General features: G+C 66.2%; 31 protein-coding genes. 19 read left to right on the top strand and 12 right to left on the bottom strand.

The window, feature by feature from the left end:
- Window positions 1–75: 75 nt before the first annotated feature.
- The 5 genes from rpsI to Ga0102493_RS15360 form a co-directional block, all read right to left on the bottom strand.
- Window positions 76–618, bottom strand: coding sequence for a 30S ribosomal protein S9 (gene rpsI, locus Ga0102493_RS15380; protein ID WP_034902630.1), 543 nt, complete (start codon window positions 616–618; stop codon window positions 76–78).
- The gene (rplM, locus tag Ga0102493_RS15375) at window positions 618–1,097 is read right to left on the bottom strand and encodes a 50S ribosomal protein L13 (RefSeq protein WP_034902627.1); all 480 of its coding nucleotides are present in this window, start codon (window positions 1,095–1,097) and stop codon (window positions 618–620) included. Before rplM ends, rpsI begins: the two co-directional genes overlap by 1 nt.
- Window positions 1,098–1,315: 218 nt before the next feature.
- Window positions 1,316–2,050 (bottom strand): hypothetical protein, encoded by a 735-nt coding sequence (locus tag Ga0102493_RS15370; protein ID WP_034902624.1) that lies wholly within the window; start codon window positions 2,048–2,050, stop codon window positions 1,316–1,318.
- Window positions 2,051–2,087: 37 nt separating this feature from the next.
- On the bottom strand, window positions 2,088–2,408 hold the full coding sequence (gene cutA, locus Ga0102493_RS15365; RefSeq protein WP_034902621.1) for a divalent-cation tolerance protein CutA: 321 nt from the start codon (window positions 2,406–2,408) through the stop codon (window positions 2,088–2,090).
- Window positions 2,405–3,493: a COX15/CtaA family protein gene (locus Ga0102493_RS15360; RefSeq protein WP_051697820.1), complete on the bottom strand. Its 1,089-nt coding sequence runs from the start codon at window positions 3,491–3,493 to the stop codon at window positions 2,405–2,407. The genes cutA and Ga0102493_RS15360 overlap by 4 nt, the downstream gene beginning before the upstream one ends.
- Window positions 3,494–3,627: 134 nt before the next feature.
- Here Ga0102493_RS15360 and Ga0102493_RS15355 point away from each other — a divergent pair, with 134 nt between their 5' ends.
- The 5 genes from Ga0102493_RS15355 to Ga0102493_RS15335 all read left to right on the top strand — a co-directional run bounded on the left by Ga0102493_RS15355 (window position 3,628) and on the right by Ga0102493_RS15335 (window position 6,686).
- Window positions 3,628–4,026 carry a MerC domain-containing protein gene (locus Ga0102493_RS15355; RefSeq protein WP_034902618.1) on the top strand — a complete coding sequence of 133 codons (399 nt, stop codon included), beginning with the start codon at window positions 3,628–3,630 and terminating at the stop codon, window positions 4,024–4,026.
- 63 nt (window positions 4,027–4,089) lie between these two features.
- Window positions 4,090–5,094: a sulfur carrier protein ThiS gene (gene thiS / locus Ga0102493_RS15350; protein WP_034902616.1), complete on the top strand. Its 1,005-nt coding sequence runs from the start codon at window positions 4,090–4,092 to the stop codon at window positions 5,092–5,094.
- A gap of 30 nt (window positions 5,095–5,124) precedes the next feature.
- On the top strand, window positions 5,125–5,292 hold the full coding sequence (locus tag Ga0102493_RS16435; protein ID WP_236922250.1) for a GNAT family N-acetyltransferase: 168 nt from the start codon (window positions 5,125–5,127) through the stop codon (window positions 5,290–5,292).
- 205 nt (window positions 5,293–5,497) lie between these two features.
- Complete coding sequence (locus Ga0102493_RS15340) at window positions 5,498–6,028, top strand: hypothetical protein (protein WP_034902613.1); 531 nt, start codon at window positions 5,498–5,500, stop codon at window positions 6,026–6,028.
- 67 nt (window positions 6,029–6,095) lie between these two features.
- A complete protein-coding gene (locus Ga0102493_RS15335; protein WP_034902610.1) occupies window positions 6,096–6,686 on the top strand; it encodes an NADPH-dependent FMN reductase in 591 nt (196 codons plus the stop codon).
- A gap of 33 nt (window positions 6,687–6,719) precedes the next feature.
- On the opposite strand, the gene Ga0102493_RS15330 is transcribed toward Ga0102493_RS15335, so the two are convergent.
- The 4 genes from Ga0102493_RS15330 to Ga0102493_RS15315 all read right to left on the bottom strand — a co-directional run bounded on the left by Ga0102493_RS15330 (window position 6,720) and on the right by Ga0102493_RS15315 (window position 11,950).
- Window positions 6,720–7,130 carry a nuclear transport factor 2 family protein gene (locus tag Ga0102493_RS15330; protein ID WP_034902607.1) on the bottom strand — a complete coding sequence of 137 codons (411 nt, stop codon included), beginning with the start codon at window positions 7,128–7,130 and terminating at the stop codon, window positions 6,720–6,722.
- A 23-nt stretch (window positions 7,131–7,153) separates the two neighbouring features.
- Window positions 7,154–8,977 (bottom strand): AMP-dependent synthetase/ligase, encoded by a 1,824-nt coding sequence (locus tag Ga0102493_RS15325; RefSeq protein ID WP_034902946.1) that lies wholly within the window; start codon window positions 8,975–8,977, stop codon window positions 7,154–7,156.
- A 184-nt stretch (window positions 8,978–9,161) separates the two neighbouring features.
- Window positions 9,162–10,895, bottom strand: coding sequence for a gamma-glutamyltransferase (gene ggt, locus Ga0102493_RS15320; protein WP_034902605.1), 1,734 nt, complete (start codon window positions 10,893–10,895; stop codon window positions 9,162–9,164).
- 11 nt (window positions 10,896–10,906) lie between these two features.
- On the bottom strand, window positions 10,907–11,950 hold the full coding sequence (locus Ga0102493_RS15315) for a quinone-dependent dihydroorotate dehydrogenase (protein ID WP_034902602.1): 1,044 nt from the start codon (window positions 11,948–11,950) through the stop codon (window positions 10,907–10,909).
- Between the two features lie 386 nt (window positions 11,951–12,336).
- Between Ga0102493_RS15315 and Ga0102493_RS15310 the strand changes: the two genes are divergently transcribed.
- The 13 genes from Ga0102493_RS15310 to Ga0102493_RS15250 all read left to right on the top strand — a co-directional run bounded on the left by Ga0102493_RS15310 (window position 12,337) and on the right by Ga0102493_RS15250 (window position 22,612).
- Window positions 12,337–14,175, top strand: coding sequence for a DUF885 domain-containing protein (locus Ga0102493_RS15310; RefSeq protein WP_034902599.1), 1,839 nt, complete (start codon window positions 12,337–12,339; stop codon window positions 14,173–14,175).
- Window positions 14,172–15,074 carry a helix-turn-helix domain-containing protein gene (locus Ga0102493_RS15305; protein WP_034902597.1) on the top strand — a complete coding sequence of 301 codons (903 nt, stop codon included), beginning with the start codon at window positions 14,172–14,174 and terminating at the stop codon, window positions 15,072–15,074. Before Ga0102493_RS15310 ends, Ga0102493_RS15305 begins: the two co-directional genes overlap by 4 nt.
- Window positions 15,075–15,190: 116 nt before the next feature.
- Window positions 15,191–15,631: an SUF system Fe-S cluster assembly regulator gene (locus Ga0102493_RS15300; RefSeq protein WP_034902594.1), complete on the top strand. Its 441-nt coding sequence runs from the start codon at window positions 15,191–15,193 to the stop codon at window positions 15,629–15,631.
- On the top strand, window positions 15,628–17,145 hold the full coding sequence (sufB, locus tag Ga0102493_RS15295) for a Fe-S cluster assembly protein SufB (protein ID WP_034902591.1): 1,518 nt from the start codon (window positions 15,628–15,630) through the stop codon (window positions 17,143–17,145). Before Ga0102493_RS15300 ends, sufB begins: the two co-directional genes overlap by 4 nt.
- The gene (locus tag Ga0102493_RS15290) at window positions 17,142–17,636 is read left to right on the top strand and encodes an endonuclease domain-containing protein (RefSeq protein ID WP_034902588.1); all 495 of its coding nucleotides are present in this window, start codon (window positions 17,142–17,144) and stop codon (window positions 17,634–17,636) included. Before sufB ends, Ga0102493_RS15290 begins: the two co-directional genes overlap by 4 nt.
- Entirely contained in the window at window positions 17,633–18,172 is a 540-nt protein-coding gene (locus Ga0102493_RS15285; RefSeq protein ID WP_034902585.1) for a hypothetical protein, read from the top strand. Before Ga0102493_RS15290 ends, Ga0102493_RS15285 begins: the two co-directional genes overlap by 4 nt.
- Window positions 18,159–18,914 carry a Fe-S cluster assembly ATPase SufC gene (gene sufC / locus Ga0102493_RS15280; RefSeq protein WP_174544546.1) on the top strand — a complete coding sequence of 252 codons (756 nt, stop codon included), beginning with the start codon at window positions 18,159–18,161 and terminating at the stop codon, window positions 18,912–18,914. Before Ga0102493_RS15285 ends, sufC begins: the two co-directional genes overlap by 14 nt.
- Window positions 18,914–19,231, top strand: coding sequence for a hypothetical protein (locus tag Ga0102493_RS15275; RefSeq protein ID WP_034902583.1), 318 nt, complete (start codon window positions 18,914–18,916; stop codon window positions 19,229–19,231). Before sufC ends, Ga0102493_RS15275 begins: the two co-directional genes overlap by 1 nt.
- Window positions 19,228–20,001 carry a SufD family Fe-S cluster assembly protein gene (locus Ga0102493_RS15270; RefSeq protein ID WP_034902581.1) on the top strand — a complete coding sequence of 258 codons (774 nt, stop codon included), beginning with the start codon at window positions 19,228–19,230 and terminating at the stop codon, window positions 19,999–20,001. Before Ga0102493_RS15275 ends, Ga0102493_RS15270 begins: the two co-directional genes overlap by 4 nt.
- Complete coding sequence (locus tag Ga0102493_RS15265; RefSeq protein ID WP_034902579.1) at window positions 19,998–21,224, top strand: cysteine desulfurase; 1,227 nt, start codon at window positions 19,998–20,000, stop codon at window positions 21,222–21,224. Before Ga0102493_RS15270 ends, Ga0102493_RS15265 begins: the two co-directional genes overlap by 4 nt.
- 30 nt (window positions 21,225–21,254) lie before the next feature.
- Complete coding sequence (locus tag Ga0102493_RS15260) at window positions 21,255–21,767, top strand: SUF system Fe-S cluster assembly protein (RefSeq protein ID WP_051697816.1); 513 nt, start codon at window positions 21,255–21,257, stop codon at window positions 21,765–21,767.
- Window positions 21,767–22,126, top strand: a complete 360-nt coding sequence (locus Ga0102493_RS15255; RefSeq protein WP_034902578.1) for a HesB/IscA family protein — start codon at window positions 21,767–21,769, stop codon at window positions 22,124–22,126. Before Ga0102493_RS15260 ends, Ga0102493_RS15255 begins: the two co-directional genes overlap by 1 nt.
- A gap of 6 nt (window positions 22,127–22,132) precedes the next feature.
- The gene (locus Ga0102493_RS15250) at window positions 22,133–22,612 is read left to right on the top strand and encodes a hypothetical protein (protein WP_034902575.1); all 480 of its coding nucleotides are present in this window, start codon (window positions 22,133–22,135) and stop codon (window positions 22,610–22,612) included.
- Window positions 22,613–22,615: 3 nt separating this feature from the next.
- Here the strand turns inward: Ga0102493_RS15250 and Ga0102493_RS15245 are convergent, their stop codons facing one another.
- The 3 genes from Ga0102493_RS15245 to Ga0102493_RS15235 all read right to left on the bottom strand — a co-directional run bounded on the left by Ga0102493_RS15245 (window position 22,616) and on the right by Ga0102493_RS15235 (window position 24,752).
- A complete protein-coding gene (locus Ga0102493_RS15245; protein WP_034902572.1) occupies window positions 22,616–23,557 on the bottom strand; it encodes a hypothetical protein in 942 nt (313 codons plus the stop codon).
- Window positions 23,558–23,629: 72 nt separating this feature from the next.
- The gene (locus tag Ga0102493_RS16060; protein WP_069297571.1) at window positions 23,630–24,037 is read right to left on the bottom strand and encodes a hypothetical protein; all 408 of its coding nucleotides are present in this window, start codon (window positions 24,035–24,037) and stop codon (window positions 23,630–23,632) included.
- The gene (locus Ga0102493_RS15235) at window positions 24,030–24,752 is read right to left on the bottom strand and encodes an EI24 domain-containing protein (protein WP_034902569.1); all 723 of its coding nucleotides are present in this window, start codon (window positions 24,750–24,752) and stop codon (window positions 24,030–24,032) included. The genes Ga0102493_RS16060 and Ga0102493_RS15235 overlap by 8 nt, the downstream gene beginning before the upstream one ends.
- A gap of 131 nt (window positions 24,753–24,883) precedes the next feature.
- On the opposite strand from Ga0102493_RS15235, the gene Ga0102493_RS15230 reads away from it, so the two are divergent.
- Window positions 24,884–25,891, top strand: a complete 1,008-nt coding sequence (locus tag Ga0102493_RS15230; RefSeq protein WP_034902566.1) for an adenosine kinase — start codon at window positions 24,884–24,886, stop codon at window positions 25,889–25,891.

Genomic DNA, 25,891 nt, shown 5'->3' with positions numbered 1-25,891 from the left:
CGGATCCCGAAAACGGGAAAGGGCGGCTCCCCACCGGGAAGCCGCCCTTTCGCATGACGATCCTTGAGCAGCGGATCAGCGCTTCGAGAACTGGAAGCTTCGGCGCGCCTTGGCCTTGCCGTACTTCTTGCGCTCGACCACGCGGCTGTCGCGGGTGAGGAAGCCGGCCGACTTGACGATGGCGCGCAGCGCCGGCTCGTACTTGGTCAGCGCCTGGCTGATGCCGTGCTTCACCGCACCGGCCTGGCCCGAAAGACCGCCGCCGCGCACGGTGGCGACGACGTCGTACTGGCCGTCGCGGTCGGTGATCGCGAAAGGCTGGTTGATGATGAGGCGCAGCGTCGGACGCGCGAAGTACGCTTCCTGGTCCTTGCCGTTGACGGTGACCTTGCCGGTGCCCGGCTTGACCCAGACGCGGGCGACCGCGTCCTTGCGGCGTCCGGTGGCATAGGCCCGGCCCTGCGCGTCAAGTTCCTGTTCGCGCAGCGGCGCGGCCGGCTGGACCGACCCGTTCTGGGCGATCTCGGCGGCATCGCCTTCGGGCGCGTCGCCCGCGATGTCCTTGATCTCCGACAGGTCGGAGACGGTGTTCTTCGAGCCCGATTCTTCCTGAGCCATTATCCGGTGACCTTGTTCTTGCGGTTCATGGAAGCGACGTCGAGCACCTGCGGGTTCTGCCCGGCATGGGGATGCTCGGTGCCGGCATAGAGATGCAGCGCCTTCATCTGCTGGCGGCCGAGGGGGCCGCGCGGGATCATGCGTTCGACCGCCTTTTCAAGCACGCGCTCCGGGAAACGGCCTTCGAGCACCTTGGCCGGGCTCGTTTCCTTGATGCCGCCGGGATAGCCGGTGTGCTTGTAGTACCGCTTGTCCTGCGTCTTGCGGCCGGTGAACTTCACCTTGTCGACATTGATGACGACCACGTGATCGCCGCAATCGACGTGCGGAGTGAAGCTCGGCTTGTTCTTGCCGCGCAGGATCTTGGCGATGATCGAGGCGAGGCGGCCCACGACGAGGTCCTCGGCGTCGATCAGGTGCCAGTTCTTTTCGACCTCGGCCGGTTTGATCGACCGGGTCTGCTTGCTGAGCGCCTTCATGGCTGTTGTCCTTGGTATTTTCCGGTGTGATTGTATTTTCCGGTGTGGTGCCGCTGGCGCCGGGTGAGGTCCGTTCGAATCGATCCGGGCCGATCCCCTGCCAAGCGACGAGCAAGCGCGCATTTGTCGCTTTGCCCCCTTCACGTCAAGCGAAACCGGGCCTTCCGGCGGAGGTAAAATGATACCGCAGGCCTCGGAGTGGGTCTCAGAGGCGGGATTCAGGCGGGCACCATTCGCCAGCTTTCACGGGCGCGCCGTTCGTCTTCGCCGACCCGCGTGACGATTTCCCGCACCGCTTCGCCCAGCCATGCGCAGCCCGGTGCGCGCGGGGCCAGATAAACCACCTCGAACCGCCCCTCGACGCCGCCGGGGAGTTCCACCCGTTCGCTGCGCCTGACCGGCTCTCCGCGGGGGAAGAAAAGGTCGCCCGGCAATTGGTCGAGCAGCGCCCCATCGGCCAGCTGAAGTTCGGCGAGGAACGCACGGTACCGCGCGGCGTCGCGAACAGGCAGGCCCTTCTCGGCGATCAGGCGCTCGGCTTCGCGCGTGGCGGCGGCGGGATCCTGCTGCTGGAATGTCTCACCCGAGGTGACGCTCATCCCCTGTTCGGACAGCAGAATCGGCCAGATTCCCGCGGTTGAGAGCTCTTCCTTGATCGCGGCGATGGCGGAAAGGCTTTCAGGCGCATCGACCCTGGCCGAAAGCTGGCGCCCGGTCACCGCGACACCCGGGCCGCTCCGGACGAATCGCACCTCCCACAGGCGCGTCACGGCCAGCCGCGCTTCGCCCGCAAGGTCGCGTTCGATCCCGCGGGTGAGGCGCATCGGGCGATCGGGAATGGCAAGCTCGCCGTCCGCCGCGAACAAGTGCGGGGCGGCAAACGCGAGGCCGCTCAGCCCGCAGAACGCGGCCAGCCCGCCTCGCAGCATTTCGCGCCGACCGGTCCTTGTCATGCCCCCGTCTAACGCCCCTCTCGTCCAGCGCGGAAGTTCAGGCGTAGGCGACAGTCGCGCCCAGCCACTCCAGCGTCGCCGGATGACCTGCATCGCAATGCCACCCGATGATGGCGGGTGTATCATAGGGGTGGAGTTCGCCCAAACGCTCGATCAGCGCAGCGAGCGCGGCGGAGGTGGTCTTGAACAGCGCGCCGACCTCTTCCTCGCTTGTGCGGCGGCCGTCCCATTCGAATACGGATTCGACGGGTGCGAGAATGTTGGCGCAGGCGATCAGCCTTTCGGCCAGCAGGGTCCCCGCGATCTCGCGCGCGCTGTCGCGGTCGGGGAACGGGGCATAGGCGAGCGCGGCGGTCATTTCGTCGCGGGGAGCCGGGCCTGCCGCCGCGCGATCCCGTCGGCATGTATCGCCCACACGGTCGCGGCGACCGTCAGCGCGCCGACGAGCTGGTGCGCCGAGGCGACCCAGAGAGAAACTTCGGTCATCACCGTCGCGATGCCCAGCAGCACCATCGTCCCGAACGCCGCATGCACCGCGATCGAAGCGCGGCGGTCGGCCCTGCGCACCCGCCGCGCGAGCCACACCAGAGCGGCGACCGCGACCCAGGCCCACCAGCGGTGCAGCCATTGGAGGAGATAGGGATCGTGAGTGAGCGTCCACAGCACGCCCGACGACCAGTCGAATGCGGGCACAAGCCGACCGTTCATGTGCGGCCAGTCATAGGCCGCATGACCGGCATTGAGCCCCGCCACCCACGCGCCGAGCAGCAATTGCACGAACAGCACCAGGGCGACGAGCGCCGAACCTTTCGTCAGCGGCGCGGGCCGTTCGGCGGGATCGCGCGCCAGCCGCCGCATGTCGAGCGCGGTCCACACCAGCCCCGCCAGCAGCGCGAGCGCGGTCAGGAGGTGGAGCGACAGGCGGAAATGGCTCACATCGGTCATGTCGCCGGTCAGCCCCGACTGCACCATCAGCCAGCCGAACAGCCCCTGAAGCCCGCCCAGTGCGAGCAGCCCGACGAGGCGCGGCTTGAACCCCTGCGGGATCGCGCCCCTAATCCAGAACCACGCCAGTCCCAGCGCATAGACCGCACCGACCGCTCGCGCGAGCAGGCGGTGGAACCATTCCCAGAAGAAGATGAACTTGAAATCGCCAAGGCTCATTCCGCCGAGGCTGGCCTCCAGTCGGTATTCGGGGGTGGCGCGATATTTCGCGAATTCCGCCTCCCATTGCGCTTCGGTCAGCGGTGGCAGAACGCCCGAGGCGACGTTCCATTCGGTGATCGACAGCCCGCTTTCGGTCAGTCGGGTGATTCCCCCAACGACCACGATGCACACGACGAGGAAGGCCGTCGCCTGCAGCCAGCGCGCGATGGCGGCCGGGCGGGCGCCGGTTTGCGGCGCCGTTCGAGCGAGTTCGGGAGAAGATGCAAGCGTCGCCATGATCGCGCGCGTAGATGTGCCGCGGCGGCGCAATGTGCAAGACCGTTTGCCGCAAGGCCTGGTGCGCGGCCCGCAAAGGGGAACCTAAACCCTTGCGTAATGTTACCCTGTCACATATCTGCACGCCCGACCAAATGACACGCAATGCATCCTCCGCGACTCGGGTTTCTCCCCGTTCGACGCTCCGCCGCCGGCTCGACCAGTTCGGGATCGGACTGGCCGGGCTTTGCATGGTGCATTGCATCGCGACGCTGATGATTGTCTCGGCGCTGGGGATCGGCGGGCATTTCCTGCTCGAACCGGCGATTCACCGGGTCGGGCTCGTGCTTGCGCTGGTGGTCGCGGCGGTCGCGATCGGCTGGGGCGCGATCCGTCATCGCCGCGCCGCACCCTTCGTCACCGCGATGACGGGCCTTTCCTTCATGGGCGGCGCGCTTGCCGTGCCGCATGGTCAGGACGAGATCGTGCTCACCCTGATCGGCGTCACGCTGGTTTCGGCGGGCCACGTCATTAACCTGCGCGCCGCGCGCTGAAGCGCTCCGCCAACCGGCAAAAGCGCAGTTGCGCTTGGCTCCATCTCGCCTATCTCGGCAGCCATGACCGAGACGACCCTTTCCAAGACCATCACCCTCAATGGCGAGCCGCGCCGCACGGCCGCCGCGACCATCGCCGATCTCGTGCGCGAACTGGACCTCGCCCCTGAAAAGGTCGCGGTCGAGCGCAACGGCGAGATCGTCCCGCGCTCGACGCTGGGCGAAGCGGCGCTGGGCGACGGCGATACGCTGGAAATCGTCCATTTCGTAGGCGGCGGGGACCACCAGGGTGCAGGCGCGGCGGACACGTGGTCCGTGGCCGGACGCACCTTCACCTCGCGCCTGATCGTGGGGACGGGCAAGTACAAGGATTTCGAACAGAACGCCGCCGCCGTCGAGGCGAGCGGGGCCGAGATCGTGACGGTCGCGGTGCGGCGCGTGAATGTCACCGATCCCAAGGCGCCGATGCTGACCGATTTCATCGACCCCAAGAAAATCACCTACCTGCCCAACACGGCGGGCTGCTTCACCGCCGAGGACGCGATCCGCACGCTGCGCCTGGCGCGAGAGGCGGGCGGCTGGGATCTCGTCAAGCTGGAGGTGCTGGGAGAGGCAAAGACGCTCTATCCCGACATGCGAGAGACGCTGAAGGCGACCGAGGTTCTGGCGAAGGAAGGCTTCGCGCCCATGGTCTATTGCGTCGATGATCCGATCGCGGCGAAGCAGCTGGAAGACGCGGGCGCGGTCGCGATCATGCCGCTGGGCGCGCCGATCGGGTCGGGGCTCGGCATCCAGAACCAGGTGACGATCCGCCTGATCGTCGAGGGCGCGAGCGTGCCGGTGCTGGTCGATGCGGGCGTCGGCACGGCTTCGGATGCGGCGGTCGGCATGGAACTGGGCTGCGACGGCATCCTGATGAACACCGCCATTGCCGAGGCGAAGGATCCGATCCGCATGGCCCGCGCGATGAAGCTCGCGGTCGAAGGGGGGCGCGAAGCCTATCTCGCCGGGCGCATGGGGCGGCGGCGCTATGCCGATCCGTCGAGCCCGCTCGCCGGGCTGATCTGACCCGAATTCGACCCCAAGGAGTCTCTTGCCATGCCCGACCCCGTCATCACGCTCGAGGAGACCGGCAGCAAGGGCCGTTACGTCCTGCGCCCCGAAGGCGAGAGCGAGGAAGCCGAACTGACCTTCTCGCGTGCGTCGGACACCCTCGTTATTGTCGACCATACCGGCGTGCCAGATGCTTTTCGCGGGCGCGGCTAGGGCAAGCTTCTTGCCGAGCGGTGCCCGGGCCAAGGGCTTTCGCATCGTGCCGCTGTGCCCCTTTTTCAAAGCTCAGGCCCAGCGCCCTCCGGACTGGGCCGACGTCGTCAACCTGTGACAGCCGGCAGGGTCGCGCCGCAGGGCTAACGCATAATTAACCACGATGCGCGACTGTCTTCCTCACCAGCGTGGGAGACAGAAACCCGTGACACTTGCCAGCACCTCCACCCTCGCCATCAGCGAGATGCGCGAATTCGCGGGGTTCGAACCCGGCGAGCAGGCCTTCATCAAGCGCAGCCTCGATGTCGGGCTCGCCCGATGCGATGCCTTTCGCCTGTGGGGCACGAGCGAGGTCGAGCGCATCGCGATCCGGCGGCAATATGTCGCGTATCAGGACCTCAAGCCCCTGCGTGCGATGATCCCTCCCGGCGGCGCGCCGGGGGAGATCGAGCGCTTCATCGGCAAGCTGGTGCGGATCGCCGCCTTCGATCTGGCGCAGGACCGGATCGCGAGCTTTTCCGCCTTTCGTTTCCTTTATGAACGCCTGATCGGGCCCGAAATCCGGCCATTTCTGCCGTCCGCCTTCTGCGCGGCCGCGGCGCTGCCGCAGATCCAGCCCGAACGACGCAAGATCCTGCTGCAATCGCTTTCCGAAGCCGCCGCCACGGCGCCCGGCTGGTCGAAGGCGAGCCCGCGTTTCTTCCCCGAACATGTCGGAGAAGCCGAAGCGGCTTGAACCGGCGTTCCCCGGCAGGGATACTCGCGCGCGAGTGTGGGAGGCATTCCAACCGAAAGGGACAGTCATGGCCGACCGCATTCTCGTCTTCTACGGATCCTATCGCCGCGACCGCGCGGGCATCCGCCTTGCCGACTACATCGTCAACGGGCTCGCCGAACGCGGGGTCGATGTCGAACTGATCGACGCGCAGGCGGTTGGCCTGCCCATGCTCGACCGGATGTACAAGGAATACGATGCCGGCGAAGCGCCCCTCGCGCTCGAAGCGCTCGCGGGCAAGATCAAGGCCGCGGACGCTTTCGTTTTCGTCACCGGAGAATACAATTGGAGCGTGCAGCCGGGGCTCAAGAACCTCACCGACCATTTCCTCGAGGAATGGTTCTGGCGCCCCGCCGCCATCGCGAGCTATTCCGCCGGACGGACCGCGGGCGTGCGCTCGGCGCTGGCATGGCGCGGCATTCTCGGCGAGATGGGCATGGTGGTGATCTCCAGCGGCCTGTCGGTGAGCGCGGTCCCCGACACGCTCGACGAGGACGCGAACCCGACCGGCAAGGGCGGCGAATCGCTCGACAGGCAATTCCCGCGTTTTGCCGACGATCTTGCGTGGTGGACCGAAGCGGCGCGCTCGCAACGGGCGAAGGCCGATCCGCCGTTCTGACGACGCCAACCGGGCGCGCCCCGCAAGCCGTGCTCAGTCGCCCGTGCCCAGCGCCCTGTCGGCGAGGATCGTGTCCATGTATTCTGCAACTTTCACGATCTTGCCGTCCCGCATCGTGAAGACGAAGCAATAATCGTTGTCGTAGCGATCGCCTTCATGCGAGACGGCATCGCCCTTCGCCTGAACGGCGACATGGTCACCATCGGCGATGATCAGCTGTGGGGTGGTCAGATAGGGCCCTGCGAAGCGCGCGAAGAGCGGGCCGACGAGATCGCGCGTCACGGCTTCGAGGCCTTGGGCATGTTTCGACCATGCGCTCGAACCCATCACCCGCCATTCGATCGTTTCGTCGAACAGCGGTATGAAATCGGTCGGATCGCCCTCGGCGAGGCCGTCGAAAGCCTTTGCGATGAGTGCGCGGTTTGTCTCGGTCGGCTTGTCCATGGTTCCCCCTCTCGTCGGTTACGTCACCCCTTGTACATTCCGTCGATCCGGTCCTGATACCGTTCGCGGATCTTGTGACGCCTGATCTTCATGCTCGGCGTCATTTCCTCGTTCTCGATCGCGAAGGCCTCGTCCGCGAATTCGAACTTCCTCACCTTCTCGATCACCGAAAGATCGGCATTGGTCCGGTCGACCGCCTCGCGCACGGTCTTACGAAAGGCGGGGAGGTCCTGCAGCGCCTTAATGTCAAACTTCTCGTCATTGGCGCGCGCCCATTCCAGCGCCCATTCGGCATCGGGAACGATCAGGCCGACGACATAGGGTCGTTTGTCCCCGCTCACCATCGCCTGCGCGATCTCAGGCTGGAGCGTCAGCATCCCTTCGATCTTCTGCGGCGCGACGTTGTCGCCCTTGTCGTTGACGATGAGGTCCTTCTTGCGGTCGGTGATCCGGATCCGGCCCTTTTCGTCGATCTCGCCGATATCGCCGGTGTGGAGCCACGGGCCGCTATCGGGGTCCGCCGGGTCGGGCTTGATCGTGCGCGCGGTTTCGGCGGCGTTCTGCCAGTAGCCGTGCATGACGAGCTCGCCCCGGCACAGGATTTCGCCGTCTTCCGCAATGCGCACCTCGACCCCGCGCAGGGGCGGGCCGACCGTGTCCATCTTCAATCCGACCTTGGGCCGGTTGCAGGCGATCACCGGCCCCGCTTCGGTCTGGCCATAGCCCTGCAGCATGGTGAGGCCCATCGCCTCGAAGAAATTGCCGACTTCGGGGTTGAGCGGCGCCCCGCCCGAAACCATCGCCTTGATCCGTCCGCCGAATTTTTCGCGAATCTTGGGGCGCAGGGTTCTCTCCACCAGGAAATCGAGCGGTCGGTCGCGCAGGCGTTTCTTTCCTTCCTTCGAATGGTCGGCGATGCGCATCGCCGCATCCATCATGAAATTGGCGACTTTCCCCTGCTTTTCGACCTGTTTCATGATGCGGCTGCGCAGGACTTCGAACAGGCGCGGGACGACGACCATGATGGTGGGCCGGGTCTCCTCGATGTTCGAGGCGAGCTTTTCGAGGCCTTCGGAATAGAAGATCTCCGCCCCCACCCCGATCGGGAGATATTGCCCGCCGGTGTGCTCATAGGCGTGGGAAAGCGGGAGGAACGAAACGAAGCGTTCGTCGGTGATGCCGAAATCCTCGATCAGCACTTCGGCCGCGCCCGCCACATTGCACAGGATCGCGCCGTGATGCTGCATCACCCCGCGCGGCGCGCCGCCGGTGCCGCTCGTATAGATGAAGCAGGCCGTGTCCTCGCGCTTGATCGCGGCGATCCGCGCCTCGACCGCCAGCCGGGCGGCGGCGGCATCGCCTTGCGCCATGCTGTCCCAGTCGTGGTAGTCGAAGCTGCCCGCCTGCTGGCGGCGCAGGTTCTCCATTCCGATGACATGCTCGATCATGCCGGTCTGGCCGATCGCGCCGACCAGCGGGCCCAGCAGTTTCTCGTTCGAGACGATCACGCCCCTCGCGCAGGAATTGTCGAGGATGTGCGCGTGATCGCGGCGGGTATTGGTCGTGTAGGTCGGCACGGTGATGCAGCCTGCTGCCATGATCGCAAGATCGGCTATGCACCATTCGGGCCGGTTCTCCGAGACGAGCGCGACCTTGTCGCCATCTCCGAGGCCGATCCGGCGCAGGCTTTCTGCGAGCAGGCACACCCGCTCCGCGACCTCGCGCCACGTCAGCGTGCGCCATTCGCCCTCGATCTTCGCGCCGAGAAAGGGAGCATCGCCCTTTTCATCGGCGCGCTTCAGGAACAGCTCGACGAGATTGTTCGCGTTGTCGATGTCCTTGAGCAGCGGGTCGTCGGACGGTTTGCTCACGGTCTTCGAGGCGGAAGCCGACGGGTTCGTGGCGTGCACTTGGCTGAGCTCCTCATCCCCTGGTGGGGATTGTATAATCGGACCGCGCAGGGCCCCGTTTCTCCGGAGAATTAGGGACAGATTGCCGTAGCGGCAAGCTTGGCGCGGGCGGGACGGCGCTTCATTCGTAGCCCAGCTTCGGTTCGATCCGCGGATCGCGCGCGCTTTCCCAGCCATCGCCCGTGCGGCGCAGCGCATTGGCCTTTAGCGAGGGCGCAAAACTGCGGATCTGTTCGTGGCCCAGCGCTTTCAGCTGCTCTGTCATGCCGGTGAGCACGGTGTCCTCCTCGATGATGACGGTCGAGCCGAACGCCATGATGAGCGGCAGGCCGAGCGCTTCGGACGCGCTCATGCCAAAATCGACCACGCCGACGATCGAGCGCGAGACCTGCACCGGGATGGTCGGTCCGCCCGCCGCGCCGATGACGAGGACGATGTCCCCGTCGGCGTCATAGAGAACCGTCGGCGCCATGGACGAACGCGGCCGCTTGCCCCCCTCGACCCGGTTGGCGATGGGGACGCCGTCCTTTTCGGGGGTGAGGCTGAAATCCGTCAGTTCGTTGTTGAGATAGAAGCCGCCATGGAACAGGCCCGATCCGAACGCGCCCTCGATCGTGGACGTGTAGCTCACCGCATTGCCCTCGCCGTCGGCCACCGCGAAGTGCGAGGTGCCGTTTTCGGCCGGTTCGTCCCCGTCGGCGCGGGCCATAGGGGCGCCCGGCGGAGTGCCCGGCTCCGCGACCTTTAGCGCGCCTGCCGGATCGATCAGGGCCGAACGGCGTGCGAGATAGGCGGGATCGAGCAGTCCCTCGACCGGCACCTCCACGAAATCGCTGTCGGCGACATAGACTTCGCGGTCGGCATAGGCGAGCCGCTGGGATTCGAGAAAGAGATGCCAGAAGGTGACGCTCTGCGGGCCGAGCCGCGCAAGATCGAACCGTTCGAGCTGGGCGAGGATCTGCGCCACCGCGATCCCGCCCGATGACGGCGGGCCCATCCCGCATACGCGGTAGGCGCGATAGGGCGTGCAGACCGCCTCGCGTTCCTTCGCCGAATAGGAGGTGATGTCGTCGGCGCTCATCCTGCCGTCCTGCGGCGTTTCCTGCGCGACATGGGCGGCCAGCGCATCGGCCCGCGTGCGATAGAACGCGGCCGCGCCGCTTTCGGCAATCGCCTCGAGCGTGTCGGCTAGCTCGGGCACGGTGATCCGGGTGCCCACAGGCAACGGTTCGCCGTCGGCGCCGAAGAACACCGCCCGCGCCGCGGCGTCGCGGTCGGCGCGGCCCTCGGCCTCGTCCAGCGATCCGTTGAGGCGCCGGTTCATCACGAAGCCTTCGCGAGCGAGCGCGATGGCGGGCTCGAACAGGTCGCGCCACGGCAGCCTGCCATGTTCGGCATGGGCGCCCGCGGCGAGCGCGAGATTGCCCGGAACGCCCACGCTCAGGCCTGAGGTCACGCGGCTTTCGCGCGGGAGCGGCTTGCCGTCCTCGTCGAGGAAACGGGTCGGGGTCGCGGCCGCCGGGGCGGTTTCGCGTCCGTCGAAGGTCGTAACCCCATCTTCGCCCGCATGCACCATGAAGCCGCCTCCGCCGATGCCGGAGCTCTGCGGTTCGACCACGGTCAGCGCCAGCATCACCGCGATCGCGGCATCGGTGGCCGAGCCGCCTTTGGCGAGGATCGCTTCGCCCGCCGCCTGGGCGCGCGGATCGGCGGCGCTGACCGCGCCGCGCGCGGCTTGTGCCGCGGGAGCGGCAGGGGCGGTGTCGGGAGCCTCGAGAGTGGCGCATCCGCCCAGGGCAAGTGCTAGGGCTGGGCCAAGGACGAGTGGCGCGAGACGCTTGAGAAGATCGTTCATGGAGCGGTTCGCTATTCGCTTCCCACCGCCTCTGCAATGCTTGCAAAGCCGTCGCGGCGCATCAGCTTCTCGAGGCCCTTCGCGATCCGCCCGCCGAGGCCGGGCCCTTCGAACACCATTGCCGAATAGAGCTGGACGAGGCTGGCGCCCGCGCGGATGCGTTCCCAGGCGTGTTCGGCACTGGCGATTCCGCCGACCCCGACCAGCGGGATTTCGCCGCCCGTCGCCTGCCGGAATTCGCGCAGCCGCCTTAGCGCCAGCGCGCGAAGCGGCGCGCCCGACAGCCCGCCGGTCTCGCCCCGGTGATGCGAGGCGAGATCGGGCCGCGATACGGTGGTGTTCGAAACGATCAGCGCGCCCAGCCGCTTGTCGAGAGCGATTCGCGCGATCGCATCGACGTCCGCCGGGGTGAGATCGGGCGCGACCTTGAGGAAGATCGGCGGGAGCGCCGCGCCCGCGGCCGCTTCGTCGCGCGCCGCGATCACGGCGTCGAGCAGGGCGGCGAGCGCCCCCTCGTCCTGCAATGCGCGCAGGCCGGGCGTGTTGGGGCTCGACACGTTGACCGCGAGATAGGAGGCGAAAGGCGTGACGAGGCCCGCCATGGTGGCGTAATCGGCGATCCGGTCGGCAGCGTCCTTGTTCGCGCCGATATTGATCCCGACAATGCCCGGCCTGCTGCCGCGCGCCGCGAGCCGGTCAAGCGCCGCATCGGCACCCGCATTGTTGAAGCCCATCCGGTTGATGACCGCTTCGTCCTCGACCAGGCGGAACAGGCGCGGTCGCGGATTGCCCGCCTGCGGGAGCGGTGTGATCGAGCCGACCTCGGTGAAGCCGAAGCCGAGGCCTAGCAGCGAGTCTGGCACTTCGGCGTCCTTGTCGAAGCCTGCCGCGACCCCGACTGGATTCGGGAAGGTCAATCCCGCCACTTCGCTCGCCAGCGGTCCCGCACGGGCGGGAGCACGCGCCGGCATCGCCCTGAGCGCGCGAATCGCGAGCCGATGCGCCTGCTCGGGATCGAGCGCGAAGATCGCTGGCTTGAGAAGGTCGAACAGCATGTCGGCCGATCGCCTATGCCAGATCGCGCGGACCTGTCGAGAGCGCGGCCCGTGCGCAGTCCGATTCGCACCGGCAGGCCGTGGAGAAAATCCCGCCCCGTGAGCCCAAGAATTCAACATAAGTGGTGCACTTCGGGCAAATGGCAGCACGAGTTTGTCGTTTGCATACAATTATCGCCCGGCGCTTGTCTCTATACACCTTCGTGCGACCCGAAGGGCTCGGAGCAGCAATGCGAAGAGTTCCTCAACTCAGATGGGCGGCTCCTTAACCGGGGCCGCCCTTTTTTCGCCGTTTTGCAATAATCTGCGCTTTCGCTATGTCCCACCACCGACAGCCGGACACCGCCCTCGGGGCGCTGCCGTCCGGGCATAGGGAAAGGGACTTCATGCTTCGCACTTCGCTTCTCGCCGCCTCCGCCATCGCACTTGCCTCGGCAGGCGCCCCCGTGCTTGCACAGGACGCCGCCTCCGGTGGCACCCCCGTCAGCGCGACGGCTGCGGACGACGCCTGGACGGCGATCGCCGATGCCGAGACGATCGGCGACCTGTTCGAAGCCTATGACGAAGCTCAGCTGGCCATGAGCCCCGCGATAAAGGCCTATCGCGGCATCCGAGATGAGGATTACGGGCGCTGGGGCGAGGTTTCCGACGAGGCCGAGCGGCGCGAGGCACTGATGCTGCTCTATGCGGCGGCCCAGATGCGGGCGAAGTTCGATCCGGCGGCGCTCGATGAACAGGATGCGCTTTCCTACCGCCTGTTCGACCTCACCGCGCAGCGCAGCGCCATGCTCTGGCCGTATCGCGAACTCGGCTATGTCTTCGACCAGCGTTCCGGGCCGCATACCCGCATCCCGGCCTTTCTCATCAACATCCACCGGGTCGGCAGCGCGGAGGATGCGAAGGCCTATGTCTCGCGGATCGCGGGGATGGGCGAACAGCTCGACGCCTATGCCGCCGAAGCGCGCGAGCGGGCCGAAGCGGGCGTGATGCCGCCCGACTGGACCTATCCCTACATGATCTCGGACGTCGAAGGCCTGATCGCTGCCGGTGATGACAACGCCGTGCTCGAGGATTTCGGAAAGAAGATCGCCGCGCTCGATCTCGACGCGGACACGAAGGCACAGATGAAGGCCGAAGCGGCTGCCGCATGGAACGACAACGCCCTGCCGTCCTATCGCCGCCTGCTCGCCGAACTGAAGCGCCAGCAGCCGATGGCCCCGACCGATGACGGCGTGTGGCGCCTGCCCAATGGCGAGGCCTATTATGCCGCCCTGCTCAAGAACTACACCACGACCGACCTTTCCGCCGACGAGATCCACGAAATCGGCCTCCGGCAGGTCGAGCGGATCCACGGGGAGATGCGCGCGATCATGGACCAGGTCGGCTTCGAGGGGTCGTTGCAGGATTTCTTCGAATACACCCGCAGCGACGAACGGTTCTATTACGACACGCGCGAAGCCTATCTCGCCGATGCGCAGGCGAGGCTCGACGCGCTAGAGGCGAAGCTGCCGCAATATTTCGGGCGCCTTCCGCAAGCCGACATGATCATCAAGCCGGTCGAGGCCTTCCGCGAAAAGAGCGCAGGCAAGGCGTTCTACCAGAGCCCCGCCCCCGACGGGTCGCGTCCCGGCACCTATTACGTCAATCTCTACAACCTCAATGACATGTCGAAGAACGAGCTCGAGGCGCTCGCCTATCACGAGGGCATGCCCGGCCATCACCTCCAGCGCGCGCTCCAGACCGAGCTTGGCGACATGCCGCCCTTCCGCCGGTTCGGCGGGTGGACCGCCTACACCGAGGGCTGGGGGCTCTATTCGGAGGAACTGGGCAAGGACATGGGCTTCTACGAGGATCCCTATTCCGATTTCGGCCGGCTCGGCATGGAATTGTGGCGCGCCTGCCGCCTCGTCGTCGACACCGGCATCCATTCGAAGAAGTGGAGCCGCGAGGAAGCGATCCAGTATCTGCGCGACAACACGCCCAATCCCGAAGGCGACATCGTCAAGGCGATCGAGCGCTACGTCGTCTATCCGGGGCAGGCGACCGCCTACATGATCGGCAAGCTGAAGATCATGGAACTGCGCGACATGGCGATGCGTGAGTTGGGCGATGATTTCGACTATCGCGGGTTCCACGACACCGTCCTGCTGAGCGGGCCGGTGCCGCTTTCGATCCTTGAGGAGAATGTCGGCAAGTGGGTGGCGGACCAGAAGCGCGGCGGATGAGCGCAGGCGGCGGACGCGCGCCGCCCTACCGATACGAGTTCGCCCCGCCGCCGACCGGAATCGCGCGGCGGGTGAATACCTTCTACACCCTCGAAACCGAGGCCGGGCGGATCGAGGAGATGATGCCGGCCTATTCGGCCCAGATCTTCGTGTTCATCCGTGGGAGCGCTCACATCCGCTATGTCGGCGGAGGCGAGGGACGTTCGGAGTCGATCACGATCAATGCTCCGCTGCTGCGCGCCGCGCCCTTCGCGATCCAGGGCCCGGCGCTGATCGTGGGCGCGTCGCTGACCCCGACAGGCTGGGCCGCGCTGGCCGACCTGCCTGTCGACAAGGTGCATGATGCGACCTTGAGCGCAGGCGACATCCTGGGCGCCGATGCTCTCGCCCGGATTGAGCGGGCGATGGAGGGCGGCGCGGAGGCTGTGATCGCGGCGCTGGGGGAGGTGATCGGTGCGGCCGACAGGGGGCCTGTCGCAGCCCATATGCCCACGATCAAGGCGATCGCGGCCTGGCTCGCCGGCTCCTTCAACCCCGCTCTCGAAAGCCTGCACCGCTCCTCCCCCGTCGCTTCGCGTCAGCTCCAGCGCGTCAGCCGGCGCTATTACGGCGTCCCGCCCGCCCAGCTGGCCAAGCGGGTGCGCGCGATCAGGGCGGCGATGCTGCTCGCCAATCCTGACCTGCCCGAGCCGATGCGCGAAGAGGTGCTGGGCGCCTATTTCGACCAGGCCCACCTGATCCGCGACATCCGCCGCTTCACCGGGCGCAAGCCGAGCGACCTGGTCCTGAAGGGGCTGGCGCGCAGCACGCTCGACCCGGCGGCGCACGGCCCGGCCGCGGACCCGCTGCGTGCGACAGGGCGCGCGGACCTGCCAGTGGTCACGGGCCTCTCCCGCTAACGACTCGCAACAGGCAGTTCTTCATTGAAATCCGAGCGGATCGCTCGTATTTCCTAATCGGACCGGAACAGTCCGATTTGAGAACCGTTCGCAACCGCCACCCGCAGCAGGAGCCGATGCGCCTTTCCAACCTCGCCGATTACGCCGTCATCACCATGTCGCAGGCCGCGCGCCATTGCGGCGACGGACGGGTGAGTGCGGCTGAACTGGCGAGCGAGACGGGCCTTCCCGTGCCGACCGTGCAGCGGCTGGTGTCGAAATTGACCGCGGCGGGCCTGCTGCGTTCGGTTCGCGGGGCGCGCGGCGGTCTGCAACTCGCCCGCCCGGCCGCGGCGATCACCGTCGCCGATATCGTCGAGGCGGTCGAAGGCCCGATCGCGCTGACCGCCTGCATCGACCATGGCGATTGCGATTTCGAAGTCGGCTGCACCATGAAGCCGCACTGGCCGATCATCAACGACGCGCTGCGCGGCGCATTGGCCGACATCTCGCTCGCCCAGCTGCGCGACCCGCCGCCATCACCCAAGACAACCACGATCGAAGAGAAGGCCGCATGAGCGACAATATCCGCCTCGACCAGTCCGCCGAGCGTTTTGACACCGAAGAGGTGACCGACCGCGAAGCCCGCGACGCCGCCGCCCGCGCGGCCGAATACGAGCATGGCTGGCATTCCGACATCGACACCGAGTTCGCGCCCAAGGGCCTCAACGAGGACACGGTGCGCTTCATCTCGGCGAAGAAGGGCGAACCCGAATGGATGCTCGACTGGCGGTTGAAGGCGTTCCGGATGTGGCAGGACATGCCCGAACCCGACTGGGCCAAGGTCGGCTATCCCCCGATCGATTACCAGGACGCCTATTACTACGCCGCGCCCAAGAAGAAGCCGGAACTGGAATCGCTCGACGAGCTCGATCCCGAAATCAAGCGCGTCTATGACAAGCTCGGCATTCCCCTGGGCGAACAGGAAGTGCTCGCCGGGGTGAAGGGCGCGCGCAAGGTCGCCGTCGATGCGGTCTTCGATTCGGTCAGCGTCGCCACCAGCTTTCGCGAGGAACTGAAGCGCGCAGGCGTCATCTTCCTCTCGATCTCCGAGGCGATCAAGGAACATCCCGACCTCGTCAAGAAGTGGCTCGGCCGGGTCGTGCCGCGCAATGACAACTACTTTGCCTGCCTCAATTCGGCGGTCTTTTCCGACGGCACCTTCGTCTACATCCCCGAAGGCGTGCGCTGCCCGATGGAGCTGTCGACCTATTTCCGCATCAATGCGGAGAACACCGGCCAGTTCGAGCGCACCCTGATCGTCGCCGAAAAGGGCAGCTATGTCAGCTATCTCGAAGGCTGCACCGCGCCGATGCGCGATGAAAACCAGCTCCATGCCGCCGTGGTCGAACTGGTCGCGATGGACGATGCCGAGATCAAGTATTCGACCGTCCAGAACTGGTATCCCGGCAATGCCGAAGGCAAGGGCGGGATCTACAATTTCGTCACCAAGCGCGGGCTGTGCCAGGGCGATCGGTCCAAGATCAGCTGGACGCAGGTCGAAACCGGCAGCGCGGTGACGTGGAAGTATCCCTCCTGCGTGCTCAACGGAGAGGACAGCGTGGGCGAGTTCTACTCGGTCGCGGTGACCAACAATTACCAGCAGGCCGACACCGGCACCAAGATGATCCACAACGGGAAGAACACCCGTTCGACGATCATCTCCAAGGGCATTTCAGCCGGCAAGTCGTCCAACACCTATCGCGGCCTCGTCCGCGTCGGGCCGAAGGCGGACGGCGTGCGCAATTTCACCCAGTGCGATTCGCTGCTGCTGGGCGATGAATGCGGCGCGCACACCGTGCCCTATATCGAGGTGAAGAATCCGAGCGCCCAGATCGAGCACGAGGCGACCACCTCCAAGATTTCCGACGAACAGCTGTTCTACGCGATGCAGCGCGGCCTCGACGAAGAGGAAGCCGTGGCGCTGATCGTCAACGGCTTCGCCAAGGAAGTGATGCGCCAGCTGCCGATGGAATTCGCGGTCGAGGCGCAGAAGCTGCTGGCGATCTCGCTCGAGGGGAGCGTGGGTTGACCGACCGCAAGACACTCCAACTGCGCGATCCGTCCGAAGACACCGCCGCCCCCGCCATCAAGAAAAAGGGCCGCGGGTGGGAAATCTCTGAGAAGCGGCTCGACCAGCTTCACGCCCAGGCGCGCGAGATGCGGCGGCATTCGTCCGAAGCGCACAAGGCGCTCGCGGCGCGCTTCGCCAAGGCCGATCTCGGCCGGCACAAGTTCACTCGCCACGCGGTCGTCGGCTCGGCGATCGTCGATTTCAACTGCCACACGCTCGGCATGGCGGTCGACATCTTCGAGGAGGACGACACCGAAGCGCTCGCCACCCGCCGCGACAGGAGCCTCGAGGCGGTCGGGATCAAGGTCATGCGGGTCAGAGCATCGGAAGTGCTCGAGAACATGGACGGCGTTCTCGCCCGGATCACTGCCGGCATGCGTCAGCGCATCGCGGACAAGCAGGAGGCGCGCCGCAACCACAACTCCGTCTCAGGGAAAGGCCGCCGATGATCGCGTTTTCCGCCCTTTATCTGACGGCCGCGATGCTTTCGGACACACCCGCAAACGTCGCCGCAATTGCCGACGCAAAAACCTGGGTGGTGGAATATCCTCGCGTGATCCAGCCCTATGTCGAAGATTATCGCCGTTGCCTCAACTTGGCGAACCGGATCATTTCGGGTCGTCCCGATTTCGAAGAGCAGCATCGCGCCGACATCCCCCGCTGCGCCGATGTCCGGACACAGGCAGTCGTGGATTCCAACCGGACGCTCAACGGGGCGAGGACCACGATGACTGCCGATGAGGTCGATGCCTTGTTCGACAATATCGGTTTCATCCACGTCTCGCGCGGACGAGACGTGGACGACCAGCTGAGACGGACCTTCGTCAGGGCCGAACAGCGGGCCGAAGAATACGACGCGACCAGGCCCAAGGGCCTCGTGATCGAATTGCGCGATGCCTCGGAGGTCAAGAGCCGGCTCGAGATCGAGGGACGCGTTACCAATCAGACCAACCAAACCATGGAGGCTGGCAATGCTGGCTATTGAAAACCTAACCGCCGAAGTCGGTGGCAAGCCGATCCTCAAGGGCTTGACCCTCGAAGTCGCGGCCGGAGAAATCCACGCGATCATGGGCCCCAATGGCGCGGGCAAGTCGACGCTCGCCAACGTGCTCGGCGGCAAGCCGGGTTACGAGGTGACCGGCGGGACCGTGACCTTCAAGGGCAAGGACCTGTTCGAACTCGAACCCCACGAACGCGCCGCCTCGGGCTTGTTCCTCGGGTTCCAGTACCCCGTCGAGATCCCGGGCGTCTCCAACGTCCAGTTCCTGCGCGAGGCATTGAACGCCCAGCGCAAGTTCCGGGGCGAGGAAGCCGTTTCGGGCGGCGAATTCCTCAAGCTCGCCAAGGAGAAGGCGGGCCTGCTCAAGATGGACATGGAAATGCTCAAGCGGCAGGTGAATGTCGGCTTTTCGGGCGGCGAGAAGAAGCGCGCCGAAATGGTCCAGATGGGCATACTCGACCCTGACTTTGCCGTGCTCGACGAAACCGATTCGGGCCTCGACATCGACGCGCTGCGCGTGGTGGGCGACGGGATCAATTCGATCATGCGCAAGAGCGACAAGGGCGTGCTGCTCATCACCCATTACCAGCGCCTGCTCGACGTGGTGAAACCCGACCGGGTCAGCGTTCTGGCCGATGGCCGGATCGTGCGGACCGGCGGCCCGGACCTCGCGCTGAGGCTCGAGGAAGAGGGCTATGACACGGTGATGGAAGAAGCTGCCGCCTGATGCTGCTCGCCGCCGCCCTCCACCTGTCCGCGCCCGCCGTGGCCGGACCGCAGGCCGAAGAGATCCCCGAGATCGTCGTGCTCGGCCGGCTGCGCTCGCTCAGCGTGAACGTGGCGCAGGACCGGGAAGGGCGCTGGCACTGCGGGCTCGACCGGTCGACCGGGCGGGCGAAGCTCGATGAGGAGTTCTGCCGCGCGGTGACCAAATGCGTCCGCAAGGGTGCCAGGGGCGATGATGCGGTCGATGCCTGCATCCGCGACAGCCGCGGACGCCTCGTGCGGCAGGTCGAACGCGAATTGAAGAAAGGGTCATCATGACCGAAGCGACAACCCTCCCCACTCCCGCTCTGCCGACAAGGCGCGACGAGGCGTGGCGCTATGCCGATATCGACGCGCTCGGCCGGATCGGTACCGACGCGCTCGACAATTGGCGCGAGGTCTCGCTCGATGCGGGCGAAACGAAGCGCGAATGCATGATCGTCGGCTCCGGCGCGCCCGAACTCCACCGGATTCGGGTGACGCTGGGCGAAGGCGCGCGGCTTGAGCTGTTCGCGAGCAATGCGGGCAGCGATTACACCCGCGTCGAAGTCGAGGTGACGCTTGCCCGCGGGGCGCATTTCGAATTCGGCGGCGTGACGATCGGCGGCGGGGATGTGACCCGCGAATTCGTCACCACGGTGCGGCACGATCATCCGGAGGCGACCAGCAACCAGACCGTGCGGGCTGTCCACTGGGACACCGCCACCGGCAATTTCCTTGGCGAGATCAAGGTCGCAAAGGATGCGCAGAAAACCGACGCGGCGCAGGATTTCAAGGGCCTGCTGCTCGAAGCCGGGGCGAGCGCGAACGCCGTCCCGCAGCTCGAAATCTTCGCCGACGACGTCAAATGCGCGCATGGCGCGACCGTCGGCGAGCTTGACGAGACCGCCCGTTTCTACATGGCCGCACGCGGGCTTTCGCCCGAACTCGCGCAGCGCCTGCTGGTGCAGGCCTTCATCGCGGACGCCTTCGTCTCGCTCGACGACGAGGACCAGCATGCCCGCCTGCTCGATGCCGCGCTCGCAGCGCTGGAGGAAGCACCACGATGAATGCACCCGCGACCATAGACCGCGATCTGAAGGCCGATTTTCCGGGCATGTTCACGCCCGAGGGCGAGCCGTGGCATTATCTCGACACCGCCGCGACCGCGCAGAAGCCGCGCGCGGTTATCGACGCGATGGCGCGGGCGCTGGGCGAGGATTACGCGACGGTCCATCGCGGCGTCTATTCGCGCTCGGCGCAGATGACGCTGGGTTATGAAACCGCGCGGCGGCGGATCGCGGAGTTTCTCGGCGGCAGCGAGGATGAGATCGTCTTCACCCGCGGCGCGACCGAAGCGATCAATCTCGTCGCCAATGCCTGGGGCCGGGCGAACCTTAAAGCGGGCGACCGCATCCTGCTCTCGCAATTGGAACACCATTCCAACATCGTGCCCTGGCAGATGCTGGCCGAGGCGGTCGGAGCGGAAATCGACGTCTGCCCCCTGACCGAGGATCACCGGATCGACCTCGATGCGGCAGAGGCGATGCTGACGCCGAAGCACAAGCTCGTCGCGCTGTGCCACGTTTCGAACGTGCTCGGCAGCGTGCTCGACGCGCCGCGCGCGGCGGAACTGGCGCATGGGGTCGGGGCGAAACTGCTGCTCGACGGATGCCAGTCGGCACCGCACATGACGGTCGATGTGAACGCTCTCAACTGCGATTTCTACGTCTTTTCCGCGCACAAGCTCTACGGCCCGACCGGAATCGGAGCGTTGTGGACACGCGGCGACATCCTTGCCGACATGCCCCCTTGGGAAGGCGGCGGCGCGATGATCGACCGCGTTACCTTCGAAAAGACCACCTACGCTCCCGCCCCGCAGCGTTTCGAGGCGGGAACGCCGGCCATCACCGAGGCGATCGCCTTTGCCGCCGCCGCCGATTACGTCTCCGAAATCGGGATGGACGAAATCCACGCGCGCGAGGCGAAACTGGTCGCGAAGCTGCGCCGCGAACTCACCGCGATGAACGACGTGCGCGTGTTCGGACCAGAGGACAGCGCCGGGATCGTCAGTTTCGCGATTGGCGACATCCACCCGCACGATCTCGGCACGATCCTCGATGAAGCGAATGTCGCGATCCGCGCCGGGCATCATTGCGCGCAGCCGCTGATGGACTATCTCGGCGTTCCCGCGACCGCCCGCGCCAGTTTCGGCCTCTATTCGACCGAGGCCGATGTCGATGCGCTGCTCGCCGGCATCCAGCGCACCCGCAAGATTTTTGGCCAAACCTGATCTGGACAGAGAGCCTGAAGGACCAAGCTCATGACCGACACGAACGACAAACGCGAATATGTCGCCGCACCGTCCCCGAACGAGGACGTGATCGACGCACCCGAAGCGCCCCAAAAACCGCCGCGCGCGCGGGTCGAGGATGCAGTCGATCCCGATGCGACCCCGCAAAGGCGCGAGCGCGACTATCTCGAAGGCTTCCTCGCAGCGAAGCCGGCGGAAACCCCGGCAACGGGCGCGGGCGGCGAGCTGCAGGCCGCGGTGATCGAGGCCCTGCGCGAAATCTATGATCCCGAGATCCCGGTTAACATCTACGATCTGGGTCTTATCTACGGTGTAGAGGTCGACGATGAATGCGACGCGACCGTCACCATGACGCTGACCACGCCGCATTGTCCCGTGGCCGAGACGATGCCGGGCGAAGTCGAAATGCGCGTCTGCTCGGTTCCCGGCATCCGCGATGCCGAAGTCGAACTGGTCTGGGAGCCACCGTGGAGCCCGGAAAAGATGTCCGACGAAGCGCGCCTCGAACTGGGAATGCTGTGATGACGACTGAAACGAAAACCCGCCAGCTGCCCGCCGCCGTCACCCTGACGAAGGGTGCGGAGGCGCGGATCGCGCATCTCATGGAGAACGCGCCCGAGGAGGCGATCGGGGTCAAGCTGACGACTCCGCGCCGGGGCTGTTCAGGTCTCGCCTATTCGGTCGACTACGTCACCGAAGAACAGAAGTTCGACGAGAAGATCGAGACTCCAGGCGGCATCTTCTACATCGACGGGGCGAGCGTGCTCTATCTCGTCGGGTCGGTGATGGACTGGCAGGAGGATGATTTCACCGCCGGTTTCGTGTTCGAGAACCCCAATGCCAAGGGCGCTTGCGGCTGCGGCGAAAGCTTCATGGTCTGATCGCCCGTGGCGAAACCGGTCACGGTCGAACTCGCGACACATCTCGACTGCACGCCTGACGAAGCCTTTGCGCAGGTGCAGCGATCCGTCCTGCTCGATCATGTCGCCGCGCCGCTGATCCGCTTTGCACCGCGCGGAAGGCCTTTTCCCTTAACGTGGGAGCCTGGCGAATATCGCGCATCGCTGTCGCTGTTCGGTGTCATCCCGATCGGCTGGCAGGCGGTCGTCATCAGCCTGCCCGAACCCAGCGGCGATGTGCGCTTCGTGCGCGACAACGGATATGGCCCACTCATCCGGCGATGGGACCACTGGATCGCGATCGGGCCAGCTTCGGGCGGCGAAGGCACTCGCTATATCGACCAGGTGACGATCGATGCGGGACCCCTCACCCCGATCGTCGCCGCGTTCGCGCGTCTTTTCTATGCCCATCGCCAGCGCCGCTGGCGCGCGCTCGCCGCGAATCGCTTCGCCGCGCTCGAACGGTGAGGGTCAGCCTTCCTCGATGATCCGCGCGAGCAGGCGGCGTTCGAGTTCGTCGACCTCGCCATCCGCGTCGATCATCTTTTCCAGCCATTCCTGCTCGTGATCGGTGATCTCCGCCCCGGCTTCGGCGCGTTCGGCGAATGAGGGCCCGGCGTTCTTCCTGCCGAAGACCTTGCCGAAATGGTTGGCGGCATTCGGCACTTCCTTCGCCACCCGGCCCATGAAGCGCGCGACGTTCGGCTTGCTGTCGGCGATGAAGGCCTGGAGTTCGAGCGCGCGGTCATGGTCGAGCTGCGCGTTCTGCAGCGTGAAGCCCTTAAGATAGTTCGAAACCCCGTCGAGGAAGAGGTCGTCCCATTCGGGCGCGTTTTCCTCGGCCAGCGTTTCGTCCTTAAGGCGGAACAGCATTTCCGCGTCGAAGCGGCTGACCGCCGCCGGGCCGTGGCCGCCGCTCGCGAAGATCACGCGCCGGATGATGCGGCATTCGGCCGAAGCGATGTGTGTCGCACAAAGCGCCCCGCCGCAGCGGGTCGGGCCGATCCCGGTCAGCACTTCGCGCTCGACCTGGGCGAGGACGTAATCCTTGAGCCTTACCGGCGTGTTCTGCGCCCGCTCGACGATGCGCACGATCGTTTCGAGTTCGACGAGGTTTTCGACGACGCCGTCATGGTCGATCCGGTCGATCAGCCACTGCGCCTCGGCTTCGGAGCATTGCAGGCGCGGTTCGGTGCCATTGAGTACATATTCGCCGATTGCCTCGACGAAGAAGTCGCACCATTCCTCGTCCCGGTCGGTGAGGACGTCGTTGACTGCAAAGAGCGCCTCGGCCTCTTCGCGGGTGATGATGCCGTCGCCCCAGCCCTGCTGGCGCAGCGCGAGCAGTTCGGCCGTGGAAACCTGCCCGTCGGCCGCGGCGCGTTTGGCGAGTTCGGTGAAATGCGTCGTCATGGTCGGGTTCGTCCCCTGCGTGGCTTTGCGTGGGAGATGGCACGAACAGGCTTAAGACGGGGTTACCGCCGCTCAGCGCTTGCTTTCGACCGCGCGAATGCAGTCCTCTCGGGAGGTTGCGACCCCGCCCTGCCGCAACCGTGCCTCGACATGGGTCGCGACCGGGGTTCCCCCTTCGCGCATTGGGTAAAGATAGATGTCGAGCACGCAATCGGCGCTCGCGAATTGCAGCTTGCGCGCATCGCCTTCGACCGCCTGGATGCGCGGCTCTCCGAACCGGGCGAGCAGGGACCGACTGTCGGCGCCCATGATCCCTGCAATATCCCCACCCGGTTGGGGGCGGGGGGTGCGGAAAGGCTCGGCGGGCTGGGGCGCGGGACGCGCGCCGGCCGAGGGGAGCGGGACCGCCGCCCCTCCGGCGCAGGCCGAAACAAGCGCCAGTGCGGCGCAGGCGGAAAGCGGGCGCAGGCTGTCAGGCATCGGCAGGCTCCGTTCCCGCGCGCCGGGCGAGCGCGCGCTGGGCGAGGTGGGTCCCGGCGGCCGCGCCGACGACCGGGGCGAGGAGATTGGCGAAAGGCACCAACATCAGCGTCGCTATCGCCGCCCCGAGCGCGAAGCGCTGCGCTTTCGGAACGGGGTTCGCGGCGCAATCGGCCTCGTGTCGCAGCCACGCCATGTCGGTAAGCTCGCGCCCGAGCAGGACCGCGTTGACCAGCAGCAGGACTAGCGCGGGACCGATCCCGGTGATCCATAGCAGCAGCGCGATCGGCAGCGCGAGCGCGTTGAGCGCCAGCGCGCGGCCCGCGCCGCGCAGCGAATTGGCACGATCTCGCGCGAAGGGCAGAGGCTTCGCCCGCGCCGCCGCCTCGGGATAATGCCGCGCCTCGACCGCGGCGACGATTTCGTCGGCGAAGAATTGCAGCACGGCCAGCGCGACCACCCGGAACAGCAGCCAGAAGGCGAGGAGCGACAGGGCCAAAGCCGCGAAAGCCTGGGCCGGCCCCTCGTACCCGTCGGGCAGCAAAGCTTCGACCGGGCCGCTGCGAACGAACAGGCCGAGCCCCCACCACAAGGCCGCCGCCCCCGCGGCGAACACGAGCAGCGTGACGCCCACGCTTTTCGCCGCGACCCGGATCACCGCCGGGTCGGCGAGCTGGCCGAAGCCCTTCAGAAGAGAAGCGAACGCCGCCTGCATTGCCCGCGAGCGTTAGAGCGCGGCCCGGCGGTGTCAAACGGCTTGTGTCGCTTCCCCTTGGATTGCGCGACACGGCGGGCTAGGCGCTCTCGCACGCAATCTTCTGAACTGAAAGCAACGGGACATCATCTGTGACCGAACCGCGCTATGACGTGATCGCCATCGGCAACGCCATCGTCGACATCATCGCCTCGTGCGACGACGAGACGATCGAGGAACTCGAACTCAATCGCGGCGGGATGACGCTGGTCGATGCGCCGGGTGCGGACCGGCTTTACGAGGCGATGGGCCCGGCGACCGAAAAATCGGGCGGCTCGGCGGCGAACACGCTGGCGGGGCTTTCGCAGCTCGGCACGCAATGCGCGTTCATCGGCCAGGTCGCCGACGACCAGTTCGGCAAGGTCTTCGCGCACGACATCCGCGCGGCGGGGATCGATTTCGACACCCCGATGCGCCCCACCGACGGGACCGACACCGATCCGCCGACCGGGCGCTGCCTGATCTTCGTCACTCCCGATGGCGAGCGGACGATGAACACCTTCCTCGGCGCGGGCCAGTATCTGCCGGCCTCCGCGCTCGATGAAAGCCTGATCGCAAGCGGGGCGATCCTCTATCTCGAAGGCTATCTGTGGGATCCCGAGGAACCGCGCAAGGCGATGCGCCGCGCGATCGAGGTGGCCCGCGGGGCGGGGCGCAAGGTCGCCTTCACCGCCTCGGAAAGCTTCGTGATCGAGCGCCACGGCGACGATTTCCGCGATCTCATCGACAATGGCATGATCGACATCCTGTTCGTCAACGAAAGCGAGCTTGCGACGCTGACGGGCGAGGCGGATTTCGAGAAGGGTTTCGACATGGTCGCGCCCAAGGTCCCGTGCCTCGTGGCGACTCGTTCGGCCAAGGGCGCTGTCGCCGATGCGGGCGGCGTCCGGGCGAGCGTGGCGGCCGAGCCGGTGGCCAAGGTGATCGACACGACCGGCGCGGGCGACCAGTTCGCCGCGGGCTTCCTGTCGGGTTTCGCCAAGGGCGAGCCGCTCGAGAAATGCCTGCGCCGCGGCGCGATCGCGGCGGCCGAGGTTATCTCGCATTACGGACCCCGGCCCGAAGCCGACCTCCGGAAACTGATGGCCGAAAAGCTCTGA

This window comes from Erythrobacter litoralis, from assembly GCF_001719165.1.
GTDB lineage: Bacteria > Pseudomonadota > Alphaproteobacteria > Sphingomonadales > Sphingomonadaceae > Erythrobacter > Erythrobacter litoralis.
This window is presented reverse-complemented; position numbering and strand designations above follow the sequence as displayed.